The organism is Bradyrhizobium sp. 1, from assembly GCF_023073315.1.
Classification (GTDB): Bacteria; Pseudomonadota; Alphaproteobacteria; order Rhizobiales; family Xanthobacteraceae; genus Bradyrhizobium.
Window position 1 is genome coordinate 38,501 of the sequence record NZ_JADPJH010000034.1, and the last position, 16,947, is coordinate 55,447.

Consider the following 16,947-nt stretch of genomic DNA (forward strand, 5'->3'; position numbering starts at 1 on the left):
ATGCGCATGTCTCGTGAGCGGGCCGAGGCGTTCCCGGCATCGCTTTCTCAAGGAGACGTTCGATGACTACACTGAAGCTCTTGTCGGCCGGATTCGTGGTCGCAGCCATGATTGCCTCCCCCGTGATGGCCCGCGAAGGCAGCACCAATGCGAAGCGCACCAATGTCGAGGCCTATGCGTCGACGCAGCGCATTCCGGCCGCCTCCAAGCGCGGCTGCGTCCGTGCTCCCGACGTCGGTGCATACGCCAGCGCTCCCTGGCGCCGGCCGCCCTGCGAGCCCACATCTGGCTATTGAGCTCGCGAACCGGAGCAAGTCCGGTTGACGCCAAGCGGAAGTTGATCGTCTCAGCATTCCGGATTTTGGGTCTCACGACGAAAGCAAGGACGGCGGCTCTCGACGGGGCCGCCGTTGTTGCGACCGGCGCGATGCGCGCTTCTTCCGAGCGTGTCTCCTATTGTGACATACTTCCGACCGCTGTCACGAATTCGTGTATCGAACATGAGCGCGTCGGGTGCCAGCATCATCAAGGACGGGTCGCGGATCACTGGGAAGCCGTTCTTGACACGCCGACGGCGTCCCCTGTAGGAGACCCGAGCGCATTCAAGCTTTTAAAATTCTTGCCAAGGGTCGGTGATCTCAAGGGCGGCTCGTGATTCCCCCCGGATCACGGCAGCGAAATTGATGCACGGACCCTCTATGTCATCGCCGGTTGATCGCACTTACTCTTTTGGACATTGGCTCGTCGATTGCCAACGCAGAGAGCTGAGGCATGACAACGTCACGGTACCGATCGGCAGCCGCGCGTTCGAAATTCTCGAGAAGCTGGTCGGCTCCGCTGGTCTCCTCGTCACCAAGGACGATTTGATCGGAAGCGTCTGGTCGGGCCTGACCGTCGAAGACAATACGCTCCAGGTTCATATCTCGGCCGTCCGGAAGGCGCTCGGCGAGGATCGCAAGCTCCTCAAGACGGTGTCGGGCCGTGGATACACGCTCGCCGGAGCCTGGCGAAGCGGGCATCCGGATCACTCTTTGACTGCACCGGGGACGATTCCGGCCGATGCACCCTTTTCCAGCAATCTGCCGAGCGTCCGCGCACCTCTGATCGGTCGCGAGGATTGTCTCGGTCAATTGGCCGATGTGCTGTCCGCATATCGGGCCGTGACTCTCGTCGGCCCCGGCGGCATCGGAAAGACCAAGCTGGCGATCGAGCTCGCACGCAGCGTCGCGCCCTCGTTCAACGATTCCGTGGCGCTGGTCGAACTCGCGACCCTCCAGGATGCGGCACTCGCGGCATCTGCGACCGCCCGTGCCCTCAAGCTCGCCTCGAATGACAAGGAAGTCTCTCCCGCAAGCATTGCCCAGGCCATCGGGACGCGTCATCTGCTTCTTGTCCTGGACAATTGCGAGCATGTGATCGAAGCCGCCGCGCAGATTGCCAGCGCCGTGCTTCGCTATTGTCCGAACGTCACTGTTCTTGCGACCAGCCGCGAAGGCCTCCGCATCGATGGCGAATACGTTGCGGCCATTCCAGCACTGTCGGTCCCTGATCCCGATACGCACGATCCCGATCTGCTGCTCCGGGAAAGCGCCGTGCAGCTCTTCGTCACGCGCACGCGGGCGCTGCGTGCGAGCTTCGTTGCGGGCGCGGAGGAACTTCAGAAGGTCGCCGCCATCTGCCGCCGCCTCGACGGCATTCCGCTTGCATTGGAATTTGCCGCGGCACGGGCCGCCAATCTCGGGGTGGACACCGTATTGCTTCGGCTGGACAAGCGTTTCGAGCTGCTGAACGGCGGCCGCCGCGACCAGTTGCCGCGCCACCAGACCCTGCGAGCGACACTGGACTGGAGCTACGATCTGTTGCCGCCGGCAGAGCAGAGCCTGCTTTGTCGGCTCGCGGTGTTTCCGGCCGGCTTCACGCTCGATGCGGCCATCGCGATGATGGACGACACCTTGTCGCGGTCGGACGTCATCGAAACCCTGTTCAATCTGGTCGGGAAATCGCTTGTGTCGCTGGACCCCTCCTTCGAGGGACGATGGCGCCTCCTGGAGAGCACCCGTGCCTATGCGCTGGAGAAGCTGGCGGACGCGGGCTTCGTCGAACAGGCTGCCAGACGCCATGCCAACTTTCTCAGACAGATCATCGCGCCGCTCGGCGATAGCTCTCACGCTCCCGACGACATCTCCCGGTTCGCCCAGGAGATCGGCAACGTGCATGCGGCGCTCGACTGGGCGTTCTCGTCCAATGGAGATACCGCGCTTGGCATCGAGCTGACGGCCGGCTTCGTTCCGGTATGGATGCAGTTGCTGTCCTTCGTGGAATGCTCGACGCGGATCGAGCACGCTCTTGCGCATTTCAGTCCCGAATTCACCTGCGTTCCGAAGCTCAAGGCGCAGCTCTACGTCGCCCTGGGCTTTGCGCTTCTCAACACGACGGGGTCGGCGGATCGCATGAAGGCGGCGCTGAGCATCGGTCTTGTGCTCGCCGAGGAATTGTCCGATCTCGAGCTTCAGCTCAAGGCGGTCTGGACGTTGTGGAGCTATAACCTCAACTCGGGCCAATACGCCGAGGCCAGGGAGGTCGGCGAGCGCTACCTCGAGATCGCACTGCGCACCGGAAGCGCCGCCAACGAGGCGGTCGGCCGTCGCCTGATCGGCGCCGCCAGCCATTTCTTCGGTGCGCAGGAGGATGCGCGACGCGAACTGACCTTGTCGCTTGATCATTCGGCTCACGGTTTGGACGGCGGCGGGAACCAGATGTGGTTTTTGCTGAACCAGAGCGTTCTGGCCAAGGCGATGTTGGCGCGTGTCCTGCTGCTGCAGGGAAAGATCGCGCAGAGCAGATCCCTAGCCGCCGAGTGCCTTCAGGAGGCTCAGCGTGAGAAGGACAAGCTTGCGATCGCCTACGCGCTGCGGAACGCGGTCTGCCCGATCGCGCTGATGACGCATGACCTCGCCGCCGCCGATCAGGCGATATCCTCTCTTCTCGAGCTCGTCACACGCGAGGGGATCGCTTTCTGGACCAGCTGGACGTCCTGCCTGAAGGGGCAATTGCTGGTTCTGCAAGGCAAGCATGACGACGGAATTGCGCTGTTGCGCAGCGGCCTGAAGGCGCGCACCGAGAACGGATGGTTGATGCGCAATCCCGAGTTTCTCGGGTCGCTCGCCGAGGGCTTGCTCGCCAGCGGCGATCCTGCGCAGGCGCTGGCCACGGTGGAGGAGGCCTTGTCCATGTCGCGGCAGGGCCGGCAATTGTGGTGCCTTGCGGACCTCTTGAGGATCAAGGCTGAGATTCTCCTGGCCAATGACCGATCCGATCCCTCGCGATCCGAATTGCTGTTCGCCGAGGGGCTGTCCGTGGCCAGAGACCAGCAATGCCGCTTCTACGAGCTGAAGGTCGCGGCAGCGTGGGCAGGTATCATGGCGGGATCGAACCGTCAGCAGACCGCACTTGATCTCGTCGGCCCGGTCAGCGCCCTGTTCGATCAGGAAATCGATCTTCCCGCACTCGCCTTTGCCCGCGCTCTGGCTGAAATACCGGGCATCTCGCTCTCGACATGCGACGGCGATCGGCCCGCGTCCTGCACCTGCCACTAGGTAGCGATCCGCCGCTCACCTCAGCATCCCGGCGGCAGCACCGGCGACACACCGGGCGTCGGCGCCGCGCCTGAGGCGTTGGCCGGCAACACTGTCGCAGGCTCCGCTAGATTCATCGAGACCCCTTCCGCGCAGGCCGAGCTGTTGGGGCTGGGCACGACAGCATTCGGGTCTATGCCCGTGCCGCCGGCGCCGCTGGTGTCCGCCAGGATCGTGCCGGGCGCTGGGCTTGCAGCCACTTGCGAAATCGAAAGCGGCAGAGACGCAGCACTCGTCAGCTGCCCTCCCGGCGTTGAGCTGCATGCGACCGTCGTACCCGTTCCCGCCGGCGCAGCCGCGGAGATTGTCCCGATGGCGCTGCCGTTCTGCCCTGTGACCGGCAGGACAGGGGCCGCGATGCCCGATGGCGAAAGGCCTGTGGGCGATACGGTCGGGGTCGCCGGCACCGGCGACGGCGACGACGACGGTGGCGCGCAGACGACCACCGTCCCCGGCGTGGTCGGATCCGACGCGAGCGGCACGGGCGCCAGCGTCGTATCCGGCGCGCCCGACACGGTCGTTGCTGAAAACGGCCCCGGACTGTTGAGCGGCGAGATCACGATCGCGCCCGGCACCGTCGGCAGATCCATTGCCGTGCTGCCGGTCGTTGCGACCTGTGCCTGAACGGGAGAGCCACCGAGCAGAAGAGCCATCACCCCAGCGAATGCGATCCGCATCATCTTTCGTATCCCTAACTCACTTCGGTCTTGCGAATGCTGACCTTGCTGCCATCCGCCAGATTGACCGCCGGATTGAGCACGACCTGATCACCGGGCTGCACGCCGTCGCGCACTTCCACACTGGTGCCGAAATCCCTGGCAATCGAGACCTGCTGAAAATGAACCGTGCCGTTTCGCACGACCACGACATGCAGACCATTCTGGTCGAACACGAGTGCGTCGGACGGGATCGTCATCGAAGGCGTCTTGCGCGGGATCGATAATTCGACCGTGCAATAGATGCCCGGACTGAGCAAACCATCGGGATTGGGCACGTCGATCTCGGTCAACAGCGTCCGGCTCCCCGGCTGCAATGCGGTTGCGATCCGCGTGACCTTGCCGGCAAACGTCCGCCCCGGAATCTCGGGGACGCGGATATCAGCATCGACGCCCGGGCCAACTCCGAACGCCTCGTCCTGCGGCACGAAGACCTGGGTTCGGATCACGTTGGAATGCATCAGCGTGAACATGAAGGTCGACCCGGCTGACACCAGGCTGCCATTGTCAACGTTGCGCTGCGTGACCACACCGTCGAACGGCGCAACCACGCGCTGGTAGGACTTCTCCTGCTGGAGGACACGAATCTGCGCCTCCTGCGCCGTGATGTTCGACTGCGCGACACCCACCGCCCCCTGCTGCGCGCGCAGGGTGAGGCGGTCATTGTCGCCCTGCTGCGCCGTCAACCAGCCTTGCTTGACGAGATTGCTGTCACGCGAGTTGGTGACGTCGGCCAGCTCCCGGCTCGCCTGCGCCTGCTGAAGCGCGGCCTGGTTCTGGGCGAGCGTCGCCTGCGCCTGTGCGATCTGCTGATCCAGCTCGGGCGCGGTGATTTCCACGAGGAGATCGCCCTTCTTGACCCGATCGCCGATATCGACGTAGCGCTTCTCGATGTAACCGCTGGTCCGCGCGAAGATGTTGGCCGCCTCGAACGCAGTCGTCGTCGCCGGCAAGCTCACCTTCATGATGTCGCCGCTGGGCTTGACTGCCGCCACGCGAACCTCCGGGACGTTGGTCCGAGCCTGCCCGGCCACCGCGGCAACCTCACGCCCGGCCTCATAGTGACGCCAGCCGCCAATGCCGAGACCGCCCGCAAGCAGCAGCAGCACGCCTCCCCCGAGCAGCGCACCACCATAACGGCGTCCGGATCGCGCGCCCTTGCCCGGCAGCTCCACGATCCGCAAACTTTCCGCCCCGGGGCGGTCACCCGCCTCGTCGTCATTGAGCCGTATGCGAACGTCACTCATTCGGGTTGCTCCTCGAATACGCCGTGGCGCGGCTTGCCGTCATTGCCCTTGCGCAGCATGGCAAAGAGATAAGGCACGACCAGCAAGGTGGTCGGGGTTGCGAACAGCAGCCCGCCGATGACCGCCCGCGCGAGCGCTGCATTCTGCTCCTCGCCCGGCCCGCCGATCGCCATCGGGATCATGCCCACGATCATCGCTGCCGCGGTCATCAGCACGGGCCGGATCCTGGTCCGGCCCGCGCTCAGCGCAGCCTGGAACGCGGAGTGTCCCTTCAATTGCTCGTCACGCGCGAAGGTCACGAGCAGGATGGAATTTGCGGAGGCAACGCCGACCGCCATGATGGCTCCCATCAGCGAGGGCACGTTCAGCGTCGTACCCGTGATGAACAGCATCGTCACGATGCCGCAGAATGTCGCCGGCAGCGCCATGATGACGACGAAGGGATCGCCAAAATTCTGGTAGTTCACGACCATCAGCAGGTAGACCAGGATAGCCGCGAACAGCAGCCCGATTCCGAGATCGCGGAACGACTGATGCATGCTCTGGATCTGTCCCAGAACCTGAATCGAATTGCCCGGCTGGAGCTGCTTTTGCAGGGTGGACGTCACCTTGTCGATGTCGGCCGCAATGCTGCCGAGATCGCGGCCCTGGACGCTCGCATAGACGTCGTACAGCGGCTGGACATTGGCCTGGTTCGCATTGGTGGGAACGGTGCCTCGCTTGAAGGTCGCGACATTGCTGAGCAGGCCCGGCACCGTCTGTCCGCTTGCGGCAAGCGAGGCCGACACCGGTGTGTTGCCCAGGGCGTTCAGCGAATTGGCCCGGTATTCGGGCGTCTGCACCGCCAGGTAGTAGGGGATTCCCGACGTCGGATCCGTCCAGAAATTCGGCGAGACCTGCGCGGACGAGCTGAGGCTGACATTGATGTTGGTCGCCACCGTGCTCGCATTGAGACCGAGCTGCGCTGCGCGGGTGCGGTCGATATCGGCGTAGAACGCGGGAGCATCGACTTCCTGCTGCAGATGCGCGTCGACCACGCCGGGGATCGCCGCGAGACTCTTCTGCAGCTCCTTGGCGACGGCCAGATTGTTGCTGCCGTAACCGACCGTGCGGACATCGATCTGCGCGGGAAGACCGAAGTTCAGGATCTGCGTGACGATATCGGCCGCCTGGAAATAGAAGGTGTCCTCCGGGAATGCCGACGGCAGCACCTGCCGCAGCTTCCTGATGTAATCCGCGGTCGGCTCGTGCCCGTCCTTCAGCGATACGAGAATGGTGCCGTCGTTCACCCCGATCGTCGAGCCGTCTGTGAATGCGAGATTGTAGGCGCGCGCCGGCAGGCCGATATTGTCGACGATCAGCGCCCGATCACGCTCCGGAATGACGTCGCGGATCTTATCCTCGACCGCCTGGAAAATCGCTTCCGTACGCTCGATCCGCGTGCCCGCGGGCGCGCGAACGTGAAGCTGGATCTGGCCGCCGTCGATGACGGGATAGAAATCTCTGCCGACATAGGCGAACATGGTGGCTCCGAGCGCCAGCACCAGCACGGCGACGACGGGCACGATTACGCGACGTCGCAGTAATTTCAGCAAGAGATTGGAATACCCGTCGCGCAGGCGCTCGAACCCGCGCTCGAACGCAGCGGAGGCGCGCCCGAATATGCCCGTCGGGCGCTCGCCCTCGCCATGACGATGCTCGCTCTTCAAGAGCAAACCGATGGTGATCGGCGTGAGCGTCCGCGACAGCCCGTAAGACGCCAGCATCGCGAACACCACGGCGAGGCCAAGCGGCGTGAACAGGTACTTGGCCGGTCCCTCCAGGAACACGACCGAGGTGAACACGCAGCTGATTGCGAGCGTCGAGACCAGCGTCGGGATGGCAATTTCAGCGGCGCCATGCAGGGTGGCCTCCGGCAGCGGCATGCCTTCATCGGTCCAGAGCCGGTGCGTGTTCTCGATCGTCACCGTCGAATCGTCGACGAGGATACCGACCGCGAGGGCAAGCCCGCCCAGCGTCATCGTGTTGAGGGTCTCGCCAAGGAAATACAGCACGATCAGCGAGGACAGCATCGCCAGCGGGATCGAGATCAGGACGACCAGCGTCGATCGCCACGATCCCAGGAACACCAGGATCATCAGCGCCGTCAGGCCGGCCGCGATGGCGCCTTCGCGCAGCACGCCATTGACCGAATGGGTGACGAAGATCGACTGGTCGAACAGCTCGTCGATCTTCAGCCCCGCCGGCGCCGCCGCGCGGATCGACGTCAACGCCGCCTTCACGCCGTTGACGACGGCGAGCGTGGAGGCGTTGCCGTTCTTGATGATGCTGAGCAGGACGGCGCGATGGCCGTCCTCGCGCACGATGTTCTGCTGCACCTGGGCGCCATCGCGGACCTGGGCGACGTCCTTCAGGAAGATCGTGGCCCCGTTCGCGAACTTGACCGGGATCATGTTGAGATCCTGGATCGTGGCCGGCGTCGCGTTGGTGCGAACGGTGTATTGGGTGTCGCCGATCTTGGTCGTGCCGGTCGGCAGCGTCAAGTTCTGCGTGTTCACCGCATTGACGATGTCGAGCGGCGTCAATCCGCGCGACAGCAGCTTGTTCGGATCGATATCGACCATGATCTGGCGGTATTTGCCGCCGGCAGGCGTGGGCAAGGTTACACCCGGAACGGGAGCCAGTTGCTGGCGGACCCGGTAGATGCCGAAATCGTAGAGCTGCTGCTCGTTCAGGCTGTTCGACTCGAGGCTGAGCTGGAGCACCGGGACGCTCGAGGCATTGAACTGCACGATGATCGGCGGCTGGATGCCCGGCGGCATCAGGGCGCGGATGGCATTGGTCGCGGAGACGATCTGCGAGATCGCGAGGTCGAGATTGACGTCCGGCTGGAAGTAGACCTTCTGAATCGACAGTCCGTTGAGGGTCTGCGCTTCGATGTTCTTGATGCCGCTGACATTGGCGCTGATCGAATATTGGCTATAGGTGCTGACCCGCTGCTCCATCTCGGGCGTCGACAGTCCAGTGTAGCTCCAGATCACCGTGACGACGGGGATCCGGATTTCCGGGAAGATGTCGGTCGGCATCGAGCGGATCGCGATGCCGCCGAGGAACAGGATCAGCGCGGCCAGCACATAGAATGTGTGCGGAAGCCGTAGTGCGAAGCGAACAATTCCCATGGGGGTCTGCCTGCAGCAAGTGACGCGGGATCGCCGGAGAGATGAGGACGGTCGGACCTCTGTTCAAATGAAAACGAATTCAGGCACTCCATGCCGTGCCGCGTGCCGCATCCTGCGCAGCGCACATCACGGCCCGCTTGACCTTGGCAAAGGCGCGCATCTCGATCTGCCTGACACGCTCGCTGGAGATCGACAATTCGCGGGCCAACTGATCGAGCGTCACCGGGCATTCCGCCAGCCGCCGCGCCTCGAAGACACGACGTTCCCGCGCCGCGAGCCCGCCCAGCGCGACACGCAACGCCTTCGTGCGCCGCTCCATCTGGTCGTGATCGACGAGCACCGTCTCGGCGTCGACGGCGCCATTGACCAGCAGGGCCTCCAGCTCGGTTCCGCCTTCCTCGTCGCCGACGCGCGCGTTCAGCGACATGTCGCCATTCAGCCGCACGTCCATCTCGATCACGTCACGCGCGGTGACCTCGAGCTTGCCGGCGATCGCCTCCGCGACGTCGGGCGTGAGCGCGACCATCACCCCGCCGGTGGCTCGCCTGATCTCGCTGCGGAGCTTGAAAAACAGCTTCTTCTGCGCCGCTGTCGTCCCGATCCTGACCAGAGACCAGGACCGCAGGATGTAGTCGCGAATGGAGGCCTTGATCCACCAGACCGCATAGGTCGAGAAGCGCGCGCCGCGGCCGGGCTCGAAGCGTGACGCTGCAATCACGAGGCCGAGATTCGCTTCGGCGATCAGATCGACCAGCGGCAGGCCATATCCCTTGTAGCCGCGCGCCAGCTTGGCGGCGAGCCGGAGATGGCTGGTGACGAGTGCGTCGGCCGCGCTCCGGTCCCGCGTCTGCTGCCAGCGATGGGCGAGCTGCTGCTCCTGATCCGGCTCGAGAAATTCGTAGCGCCTGATGGCCGCGGAATACGCACTGAGGAACGGCGCCGGCAGCGATGCACCCGGCGCAGCAGGCGGTTCGGTCCTCGCAATGTCGTGGCTAGTCAACATCTGTCACTCCCACATTCCAGGCCGGCTGATCGATCTCGAAAGCATGGCGCGTCATTTTGGCTCATCCCATCTGGTCGGCGTCTGCGTGCTGCAATGTCTTGAAACGGCGGCTAGCGGCGTTGCCCGTTCTTCCGGTCCAGGCCAGGATCTCGATCCGCCCACCGGGTGCGGGTCCGATGATCAGCCGAAAGCCGTGCAGCTTGACGATGGCGGCGACCAGGCTCAGTCCGAGGCCGACACCCGGCGTATGGCGCATCTTGTCGGAGCGATAGAACCGCCGCAGCACCGCCTCGCGTTCCTGCTCGCTGATGCCGGGTCCGGTGTCGCGCACGCACACGAGTGCCGTGTCGTCCTCCGCTTTCAGCGCGAGCTCGACCCGTCCGCCTGATGGCGTGAACTTGACGGCGTTGTCGACGAGATTGGCGATCGCCTCGAACAGCAGGTCGCGGTCGCCCCACACCCGCACATTGCGATCGATGACCACACCGAGCGCGATGCACTTGTCCTCGGCGATCGGCTCATAGACGTCGCAGACCTCCCGCAGGATCTCGTCGAGCGCGACGTCGCCGAAGCCTGACATGCGGCGGTTGTTCTCGATCTCGGTCAGCCGCAGCAGGGCGGTGACGATCGCAAGCGACTGGTCGATGCCGGCGATCGCCTTGTCCGCGATGTCCTGAAGCTCCTCCAGCGTTGCCGCATGCGTTCGCCCGCGCTCCAGCGCCAGCCGGACGCGCGTCAACGGCGTCCTGAGATCATGAGCGATGTCGTTGCCGACGCCGGCAAGCGCATTGATCATCGTCTCCATCTCGTCGAGCATGCCGTTGACGATTTTGGCCAGCCGCGCGAAGGAATCGTCCGCCTTGCCCTCCGGGAGCCGCTCGCGCAGCTCGCCGGCGACGATGCGCTGGACCCGCTGATTGACTTCCTCCACACGCTTCTGCGCACGCGCGCTCAGGCAGATACCCGCCAGCAGGCAGAGGCTGAAGGCCGGCAGCAGGCCCAGGGCCAGCGCCTCCCCCACCACGCTCGATATCTCGTGCGTCTCGTCGACGTTGCGTCCCATCACCAGGACATCGCCGCCGTCGAGACGCCGGCCGACCGCCCTGACGACGGGACTGTGAATCGTCGGTTTCTCGAACAGATGCAGCCGCACGCCCTGCACCGCGCCGTCGAGCCCGAATGCGCGCGGCAGGTGGTCGATGTTGCCGGCCAACCTGGTGCCGGCGGCATCGAACAGTCCTGCGTATTGCACGCCCCTGGAATCCTGATCGAGATGATCGGCGATGGCGCTGATGCGACGCGCCGGCGGCAGGTCTGCGATGAAATGGATCTGCGTGGCGATCATGCGATCGGACCGCGCGACCAGATAGTCGTCGAGCTTCCAGTAGATGAACGCGAACAACGCGACCACGAACAGCGCGAAGGCGGCCGCGACGGCCAGGGCCCAGAGGAACGTGCCGGAGCGGATCAGCTGAGCCCGATGCATCGCCCGCCCCTATTGCCGCGAGCGCAGGACGAAGCCGGAGCCGCGGACGTTGCGGATCAGCTGCATCTCTCCGGGGCCGTCGACCTTGTGACGAAGCCGGCCCATATGCACATCGATCAAATTCGTCGTCGCCGGAACGAATTTGTAGTTCCAGACCTCTTCGAGCAACATCGCGCGTGTCAGCAGCTGATCGTTCCTGCGCATCATGTATTCGAGCAGGCGGAACTCGCGCGGCAGCAGGTCGAGCTCGCGTTCGCCGCGGCGCGCGGTGCGCTGGATCAGGTCGATCTCGAGCGGCCCGACACGCAAAATGGTCTCGCAGCTGTCGACCGGACGGCGCAGCAGCGCCTCGATCCGCGCGACCAGCTCGACGAGCGCGAACGGTTTTGTCAGATAGTCATCGCCGCCGATGCGCAATCCGCGCACCCGGTCGTCCACCGCGCCAAGCGCGCTCAGGACCAGGACGGGTGTCCTGACCTGATCGTTGCGCAGCGCCTCGATGACGGTGAGCCCGTCCATGCCCGGCAGCATGCGATCGACGATCATCGCATCCGGGTTCGACGCGCGCGCCCGGTCGAGACCGTCGACACCGTCGCCTGCCCATTGCACCTCAAAGCCGCGATCGGCGAGCTCGGCGACGATCGCCTCGGCCGTCTCGGCATCGTCCTCGATCAGGAGAATCCGGTTCATGATCTTCGCTCCACGTTCCGCGCGGCGTTTTGGCGCGCGGTGAGGAAGCGTGGGTTCAGCGGCGCGCGCTGTCATGTTCGGCGTCCGCGCGCGTCGAACCCGCGGCCCTGACGCCGCCTGATGACGGCCACCCGCTGCGGCACGAGATAGGCTCGCGGCGCGAGCGCTGCCATTAAATTGCAGTTCATGTTGCGGACGGCGCGCTTCGCGAGCAGCGCCAGTGCAAGGGCGATGCGTGTTACAAATGAAATGATCATCTCGCTGGCTCCGAATGGTGCAGCGTCGAACATAAGCCCTCAACGCACGCGCTGTAGTTTCAGGGGCCACGGATGTTATGCATTCGCACGATCGTGGTTGCGACGCCGGATCGGCTCACGGGCGGTTGAAATGCGGTGAGCGAATCGTGCATTTGAATTGGACGCGATCGCTCACACCTTGATGGCGAGCCGGCTTGGTTCGGCCTGATGTCATCAATGGAGAGAGCGAATGACCACGTTCAAATTGTTGTCGATGGGATTGATCGCAGCCGCCATGCTGGGCGGCCCCGTCATGGCGCGCGAGCACCATCGCGTCGTGCGGCAGCCCGCGATGGAGGCCGATACGGTCGCAACGAACACGCCGTTCTATTATCCGGGCGAACGCGCCTGCATTCCGGCGCCGCGCGTCGGCGCCTTCGCGACCGCGCCGTGGACCGGCAACAACGTGCCGTGCGAGCCGGGCACCGGCAGTTACTGATCGCGCCAGCGCGGCCGGCCGTGTGACTTCACCGGCCGTTGCATATCGAATTGACAGGGAGCGGGCTGCTTCATTCAGCCCGCTCTCTCGCGTGCGTCGCCGCCACGCGCGGCGCGATCACCTTCGCGAGCGGCACGCCTGATATCTGACGCCGAATTCAGTTGGATTGCCGCGCACCGCGCCTACCTCTCCTTCATCACAGGCCCGGTCATCAGGGATGGCCGGGCAGCTCGACACGAGAGGAGTTTTCCATGAAGCGAGCAATCATGATTCTGGCGACAGCAGCACTCGCCTCGACGCTCGCCGTCGGCGCGGCCAACGCGCACGGCGGCGGTGGTGGTGGCGGCGGTCACGGCGGCGGCTTTGGCGGTGGCGGCTTCGGCGGTGGACATGCGGGCTTTGGCGGCGGCGCGCATTTCGGCGGCATGGGCCATGAGGGCGGTTTTGGCGGCGGCGCCCGGTTCGGCGGCGAGCACGTCGGCCTCAGTGGTCATGCCGGCGGTTTTCGCCAGCACGCGTTTCACAGCTATGGCCGCTTCCGGCCCGGCTATGGATTCTACGGCGCCTATCCGGATTGCTATGATTGGTACGAGCTGCATCCCGGCCGGCAATTGCCGCTGAGCTGCAGCTAGCTCCGCACGCAAGCACTCGTAGGATGGGGAGAGCGAAGCGAAACCCATCATCGCTCACCAACGCGGAAGCACGATGGGTCTCGCGAGTGCTCTACCCATCCTACGATCGAACGACCACGCCTTCGCGTTCTCGCGGCGCATTCGCCCGAGCTTTGCCTGGTCTTTGCCCCCTCAAATCCAAGAGGGCGCAGGGAAGGCCGGGTGCTGACCTCGCACCCGCGGTCCGCTGCGCGAAGATGTAGCGCAAAAGAACCGCACAGCAGCATACAGGTGGCGCCAATCACTCGGCCTTCCCTGCGCGATGGTTGGACGGCTTATGCCGTGCTCTCCCGGGAGCCGAACTTTCCTTCTGGCCTCCCTCGCCCCGCGAATTGACGATGCTGTCCGCCCGGTTGGGCTCGCACACACCTCCGCGAAAGCTTGACCGTAGCAACGACGGCCAGGACCACACGGTTTTGCCGTACGCACGGCCCGCCATGTCGCCGCAGTTTTCCCAGCCCTGTCGACAAAGCCGGAAACTACAGACGAGACGAAGCCTAACAGCGCCGCTCGTCCGCACGTGGTTTCGAGCTCACAGGGACTACCCGCCCTACCCGCACCGTTTCGTGCCGACGCTGCCGCGTCCACCGCAAGCCCGGCTCGCAATCAAGACGACAACGAGATCGCCCCTCAAGGATGAGCCGGGATCACCGACACATACGCCATTTCCGAATTTCGGTAAAGTGGAATATTTTTGTGGGGAGGGGTTGACGGGGGCGACACAGGGCGGTGTTTTGCCCGACGGGCGAGCGGCTGACGCGCTTCTCATGGCTTGGCCGCTTGGCGAAGCCATGAGGCAGCCCATACGGAAGACATGCATGGACCGTCGCCGCATTTCACGGCTCATCCGATGAGCCATCGCCCTTTATGGATATCGAACTTCACCGAGCCCTCGTCTCGCATTTTCAACAGGAGGGACTGGCAAGCTTCCTCGTTCGCGACATTGGCGCGTTTCATGATCTCTGGACTTTGAGCGGCTTCTCTCGAAGCGCAATCAGGAGTTTTTTCCCGATCGTTCGGCACGACGAAACTCCCCGGCCAACAAGCGCGACTTCACTGAAGGTACGACAGTTGCTCTTCCGTCACGACTCGCTCGACGTTCCCCGACTTGCTCTTGATGCGATATCGAAGACGTCCATCCGCCTCGATGGGCATACATTGAACGATGGTGTAAATCATGGCTGGATCAATTGCCTCACGTCCTTGTGGGCCTTGGGGCTGGTGGCGAACGTCTTCATGCAGCTTGTAGGCATATGACATGGGCTTACCTCTCAAGTCATCTCCGGCTGCTCTCTAGCGTAGAGCATGCCGTGACGCAATGTAACCATTGCCCCTCCGGCCCGGACTCATGACGGCAGAAACAGCGCTGCGCGGTCCGCGCCGTGTCCACGTCCTCGGGTTCGGGACGACTCTATCGTCGTTTGCAATCTCCCTACGGCAAGCGTTCGGGTGGCAGCTTCGCCGGAGCGCTGCGACCGTTGGGCTGGACGCCCCATACTTTTGAGGGTCGCCGCCGGCGCGACAAGCGGCTATTGTGGTTCCCGGGACTCATTTGGATGGTTCCGGAACAACCCGCAGGTGCAGGGATCGAGCAATGATCAAACAGAAACGCTCCGCCGAGCAACAGGTCGCGGATGAAGCGGAGCGAAAGGCAAAAAATTCAATCGGGGCGCGGCAAACGATAGCGGACAGCCACGCCGATCCGGAGTTTCAGGAAAACCATCAGCGTCTCAGGGCGGAGCGCCTGGCGCGGGATGCCGGACCTACCAGCAAAAATTGACCGACTTTCGAGAAGCGTTTGGATCGAGAACAATGACGAAACCAAGTGGTGACTACCAGCCGCCGAAGCAGATCAGCAAAGCGGAGCGCGAAGCACGCAAGGCCTTCCGCGAAGTCGATGCTGTGAAGGCAATGTCCGAACACGCGGTCGCCGAGAAGGCCTTCGCTCAGAATCGAGAGCGGCTGAAGGCAGAGCGCCTGGCGCGGGAAGCCGCCGCGGACCCGGTGCCAAAGAAGCAATCCAAGGCGAAGAGCAAGAGCAAGTGACCCGCACGAACAGCTGCTGTTCGTCTTGAGCTTGCAGCAGGGGACTCTGAGTTAAGTGCACTGTCACCGTAATACCCCACGAGGCGCCTACCAATCCCTATAGGAATTTTACCTTACTGTTTTAAGGCAGAGAGGCACCAGATAGCCCCAGCATGAAATATCGCGCTCATGATGCCACCGAACAAGAACGAACCAGCCACAGTCAAAACGCTCGACTGGTGGGCGCCGAACACGGGAGCAATAACTCCACCTACTAAGGCAGCCACTCCTAAGTTGTTAAGATAAGTGGCATGAAGCTTCTGCTTTTCATTGTGAATGAGATTATCCAATTCAGCCTCTCCATCCTAGCTTGACCACCTGACGTTGCAAGTCAGGTAGTACGGTTGGGTAGAGCGCAGCGAAACCTATCAAGCTTCGCCCGATGATCAGAACGATGGGTTTCGCAACTACTCTACCCATCCTACGCACTTTCGACGCGTTCCTTCAGACGATGGTCCCCCTGTGATCAAAAACATTCCAACGGCCGACGAACTTCTTCTGGTAAGCCTCCGCCTCTATTTCAAAGCATGGGGTGACCTGGCAGGCATCATCACCGAATGGGCTGAGTACGGCCAGTGGGCTTCGGAAGCGCAGGAAGAAGACGAAGCTGTCGACGTTCAGGCGGGATGGCAGAAATACATCGCCGCCGCGCAGAGCGATCTGCAAAGTATATTTGCGCTCATCCAACAGAGCCAGGAAATCGGACTGAAGGCCCGCATCTGCGATATCAGCCCTTATCTTCTCTTGAAACGGACGGATATCAAACCGAGCGACGGCGAAAATGGCGTTTGGGATTTCACGGACTTTCCGACGCTCGATGCGTCAGAACTCGTCCGGGTGCACAACATGTTCTGTTCGACGACATTGTCGAAGGATTTCCAAACCAAGTACGAGGAGATCCGTCGTGGCCGCAACAAGATATCTCATCTTGGCATCTATCGGCAGAACATCGAGCCGCTTGCGATCATCGATATCCTTCAACTGAATTACAGCGAGCTCTACCCGGGGCGCCGCTGGATGGAGGATCGCCTTCACTTCGCTGCTCTAGGAAAATGGGCGGGCTTTTCATTCGACAGCGACTTCAACGAGCGGACTGGTCTTTACACCGAACTCTGGCACCTGATCCCTCAGTTGACGGAAAGCCAATTCAAGTGGCTGATGGGCCATGACCGCCATGAAGAGCGCTTCATTTGCCACGAATGCGGCCACGATGCGGGGTTGGGCGATACCGATCCTTACGCGAGCGACGTGCCGACCGCGTACGCGGTCGCAGATGACAGAGTGCGATGCGTCATTTGCGATAAGGAATATCCGATGCAACGTGCGGGCCCATGCCCCGTGAAGGATTGCAAGTGCGAATGGCAAAGCGCGCTCGAAGGATTTAAGGGCCTTTGCATGAAGTGCGGCTGGGCGCCCGAAGAGTGGCAGGAGTCCGGCGACCGGAAAATGCCGCCTGGCTTCTAACCGCTGGAAAACTTTAATGCTGCAAAGCATTTGCAG

16 protein-coding genes are annotated in these 16,947 nt (G+C 63.1%); 9 read left to right on the forward strand and 7 right to left on the reverse strand.

Annotated elements, in window-relative coordinates:
• Positions 1-62 precede the first annotated feature (62 nt).
• The 3 genes from IVB29_RS30100 to IVB29_RS30110 all read left to right on the forward strand — a co-directional run bounded on the left by IVB29_RS30100 (position 63) and on the right by IVB29_RS30110 (position 4,259).
• The gene (locus IVB29_RS30100) at positions 63-296 is read left to right on the forward strand and encodes a hypothetical protein (RefSeq protein ID WP_247507045.1); all 234 of its coding nucleotides are present in this window, start codon (positions 63-65) and stop codon (positions 294-296) included.
• 402 nt (positions 297-698) lie between these two features.
• On the forward strand, positions 699-3,596 hold the full coding sequence (locus IVB29_RS30105) for a winged helix-turn-helix domain-containing protein (protein ID WP_247507046.1): 2,898 nt from the start codon (positions 699-701) through the stop codon (positions 3,594-3,596).
• 174 nt (positions 3,597-3,770) lie between these two features.
• A complete protein-coding gene (locus IVB29_RS30110) occupies positions 3,771-4,259 on the forward strand; it encodes a hypothetical protein (protein WP_247507047.1) in 489 nt (162 codons plus the stop codon).
• Positions 4,260-4,326: 67 nt separating this feature from the next.
• Here the strand turns inward: IVB29_RS30110 and IVB29_RS30115 are convergent, their stop codons facing one another.
• The 6 genes from IVB29_RS30115 to IVB29_RS30140 all read right to left on the reverse strand — a co-directional run bounded on the left by IVB29_RS30115 (position 4,327) and on the right by IVB29_RS30140 (position 12,246).
• Positions 4,327-5,598, reverse strand: a complete 1,272-nt coding sequence (locus IVB29_RS30115) for an efflux RND transporter periplasmic adaptor subunit (RefSeq protein ID WP_247507048.1) — start codon at positions 5,596-5,598, stop codon at positions 4,327-4,329.
• A complete protein-coding gene (locus IVB29_RS30120) occupies positions 5,595-8,777 on the reverse strand; it encodes an efflux RND transporter permease subunit (RefSeq protein WP_247507049.1) in 3,183 nt (1,060 codons plus the stop codon). Before IVB29_RS30120 ends, IVB29_RS30115 begins: the two co-directional genes overlap by 4 nt.
• Before the next feature lie 79 nt (positions 8,778-8,856).
• Positions 8,857-9,780, reverse strand: a complete 924-nt coding sequence (gene rpoH / locus IVB29_RS30125) for an RNA polymerase sigma factor RpoH (RefSeq protein WP_247507050.1) — start codon at positions 9,778-9,780, stop codon at positions 8,857-8,859.
• 61 nt (positions 9,781-9,841) lie between these two features.
• Positions 9,842-11,266, reverse strand: a complete 1,425-nt coding sequence (locus tag IVB29_RS30130; RefSeq protein ID WP_247507051.1) for a HAMP domain-containing histidine kinase — start codon at positions 11,264-11,266, stop codon at positions 9,842-9,844.
• 9 nt (positions 11,267-11,275) lie between these two features.
• A complete protein-coding gene (locus tag IVB29_RS30135) occupies positions 11,276-11,956 on the reverse strand; it encodes a response regulator transcription factor (RefSeq protein WP_247507052.1) in 681 nt (226 codons plus the stop codon).
• A gap of 71 nt (positions 11,957-12,027) precedes the next feature.
• Entirely contained in the window at positions 12,028-12,246 is a 219-nt protein-coding gene (locus IVB29_RS30140) for a hypothetical protein (protein WP_247507053.1), read from the reverse strand.
• A gap of 196 nt (positions 12,247-12,442) precedes the next feature.
• Here IVB29_RS30140 and IVB29_RS30145 point away from each other — a divergent pair, with 196 nt between their 5' ends.
• From IVB29_RS30145 to IVB29_RS30165, 5 genes are all read left to right on the forward strand, one after another.
• Positions 12,443-12,691, forward strand: a complete 249-nt coding sequence (locus IVB29_RS30145) for a hypothetical protein (protein WP_247507054.1) — start codon at positions 12,443-12,445, stop codon at positions 12,689-12,691.
• A gap of 251 nt (positions 12,692-12,942) precedes the next feature.
• On the forward strand, positions 12,943-13,323 hold the full coding sequence (locus IVB29_RS30150; protein WP_247507055.1) for a hypothetical protein: 381 nt from the start codon (positions 12,943-12,945) through the stop codon (positions 13,321-13,323).
• Positions 13,324-14,229: 906 nt separating this feature from the next.
• The gene (locus IVB29_RS30155) at positions 14,230-14,619 is read left to right on the forward strand and encodes a hypothetical protein (RefSeq protein ID WP_247507056.1); all 390 of its coding nucleotides are present in this window, start codon (positions 14,230-14,232) and stop codon (positions 14,617-14,619) included.
• A 337-nt stretch (positions 14,620-14,956) separates the two neighbouring features.
• Entirely contained in the window at positions 14,957-15,142 is a 186-nt protein-coding gene (locus tag IVB29_RS30160) for a hypothetical protein (protein ID WP_247507057.1), read from the forward strand.
• A gap of 32 nt (positions 15,143-15,174) precedes the next feature.
• Entirely contained in the window at positions 15,175-15,408 is a 234-nt protein-coding gene (locus IVB29_RS30165) for a hypothetical protein (protein ID WP_247507058.1), read from the forward strand.
• Between the two features lie 113 nt (positions 15,409-15,521).
• On the opposite strand, the gene IVB29_RS30170 is transcribed toward IVB29_RS30165, so the two are convergent.
• A complete protein-coding gene (locus IVB29_RS30170) occupies positions 15,522-15,737 on the reverse strand; it encodes a hypothetical protein (RefSeq protein WP_247507059.1) in 216 nt (71 codons plus the stop codon).
• A 172-nt stretch (positions 15,738-15,909) separates the two neighbouring features.
• Here IVB29_RS30170 and IVB29_RS30175 point away from each other — a divergent pair, with 172 nt between their 5' ends.
• A complete protein-coding gene (locus IVB29_RS30175; protein WP_247507060.1) occupies positions 15,910-16,911 on the forward strand; it encodes a hypothetical protein in 1,002 nt (333 codons plus the stop codon).
• The last annotated feature ends 36 nt before the right edge of the window (positions 16,912-16,947 follow it).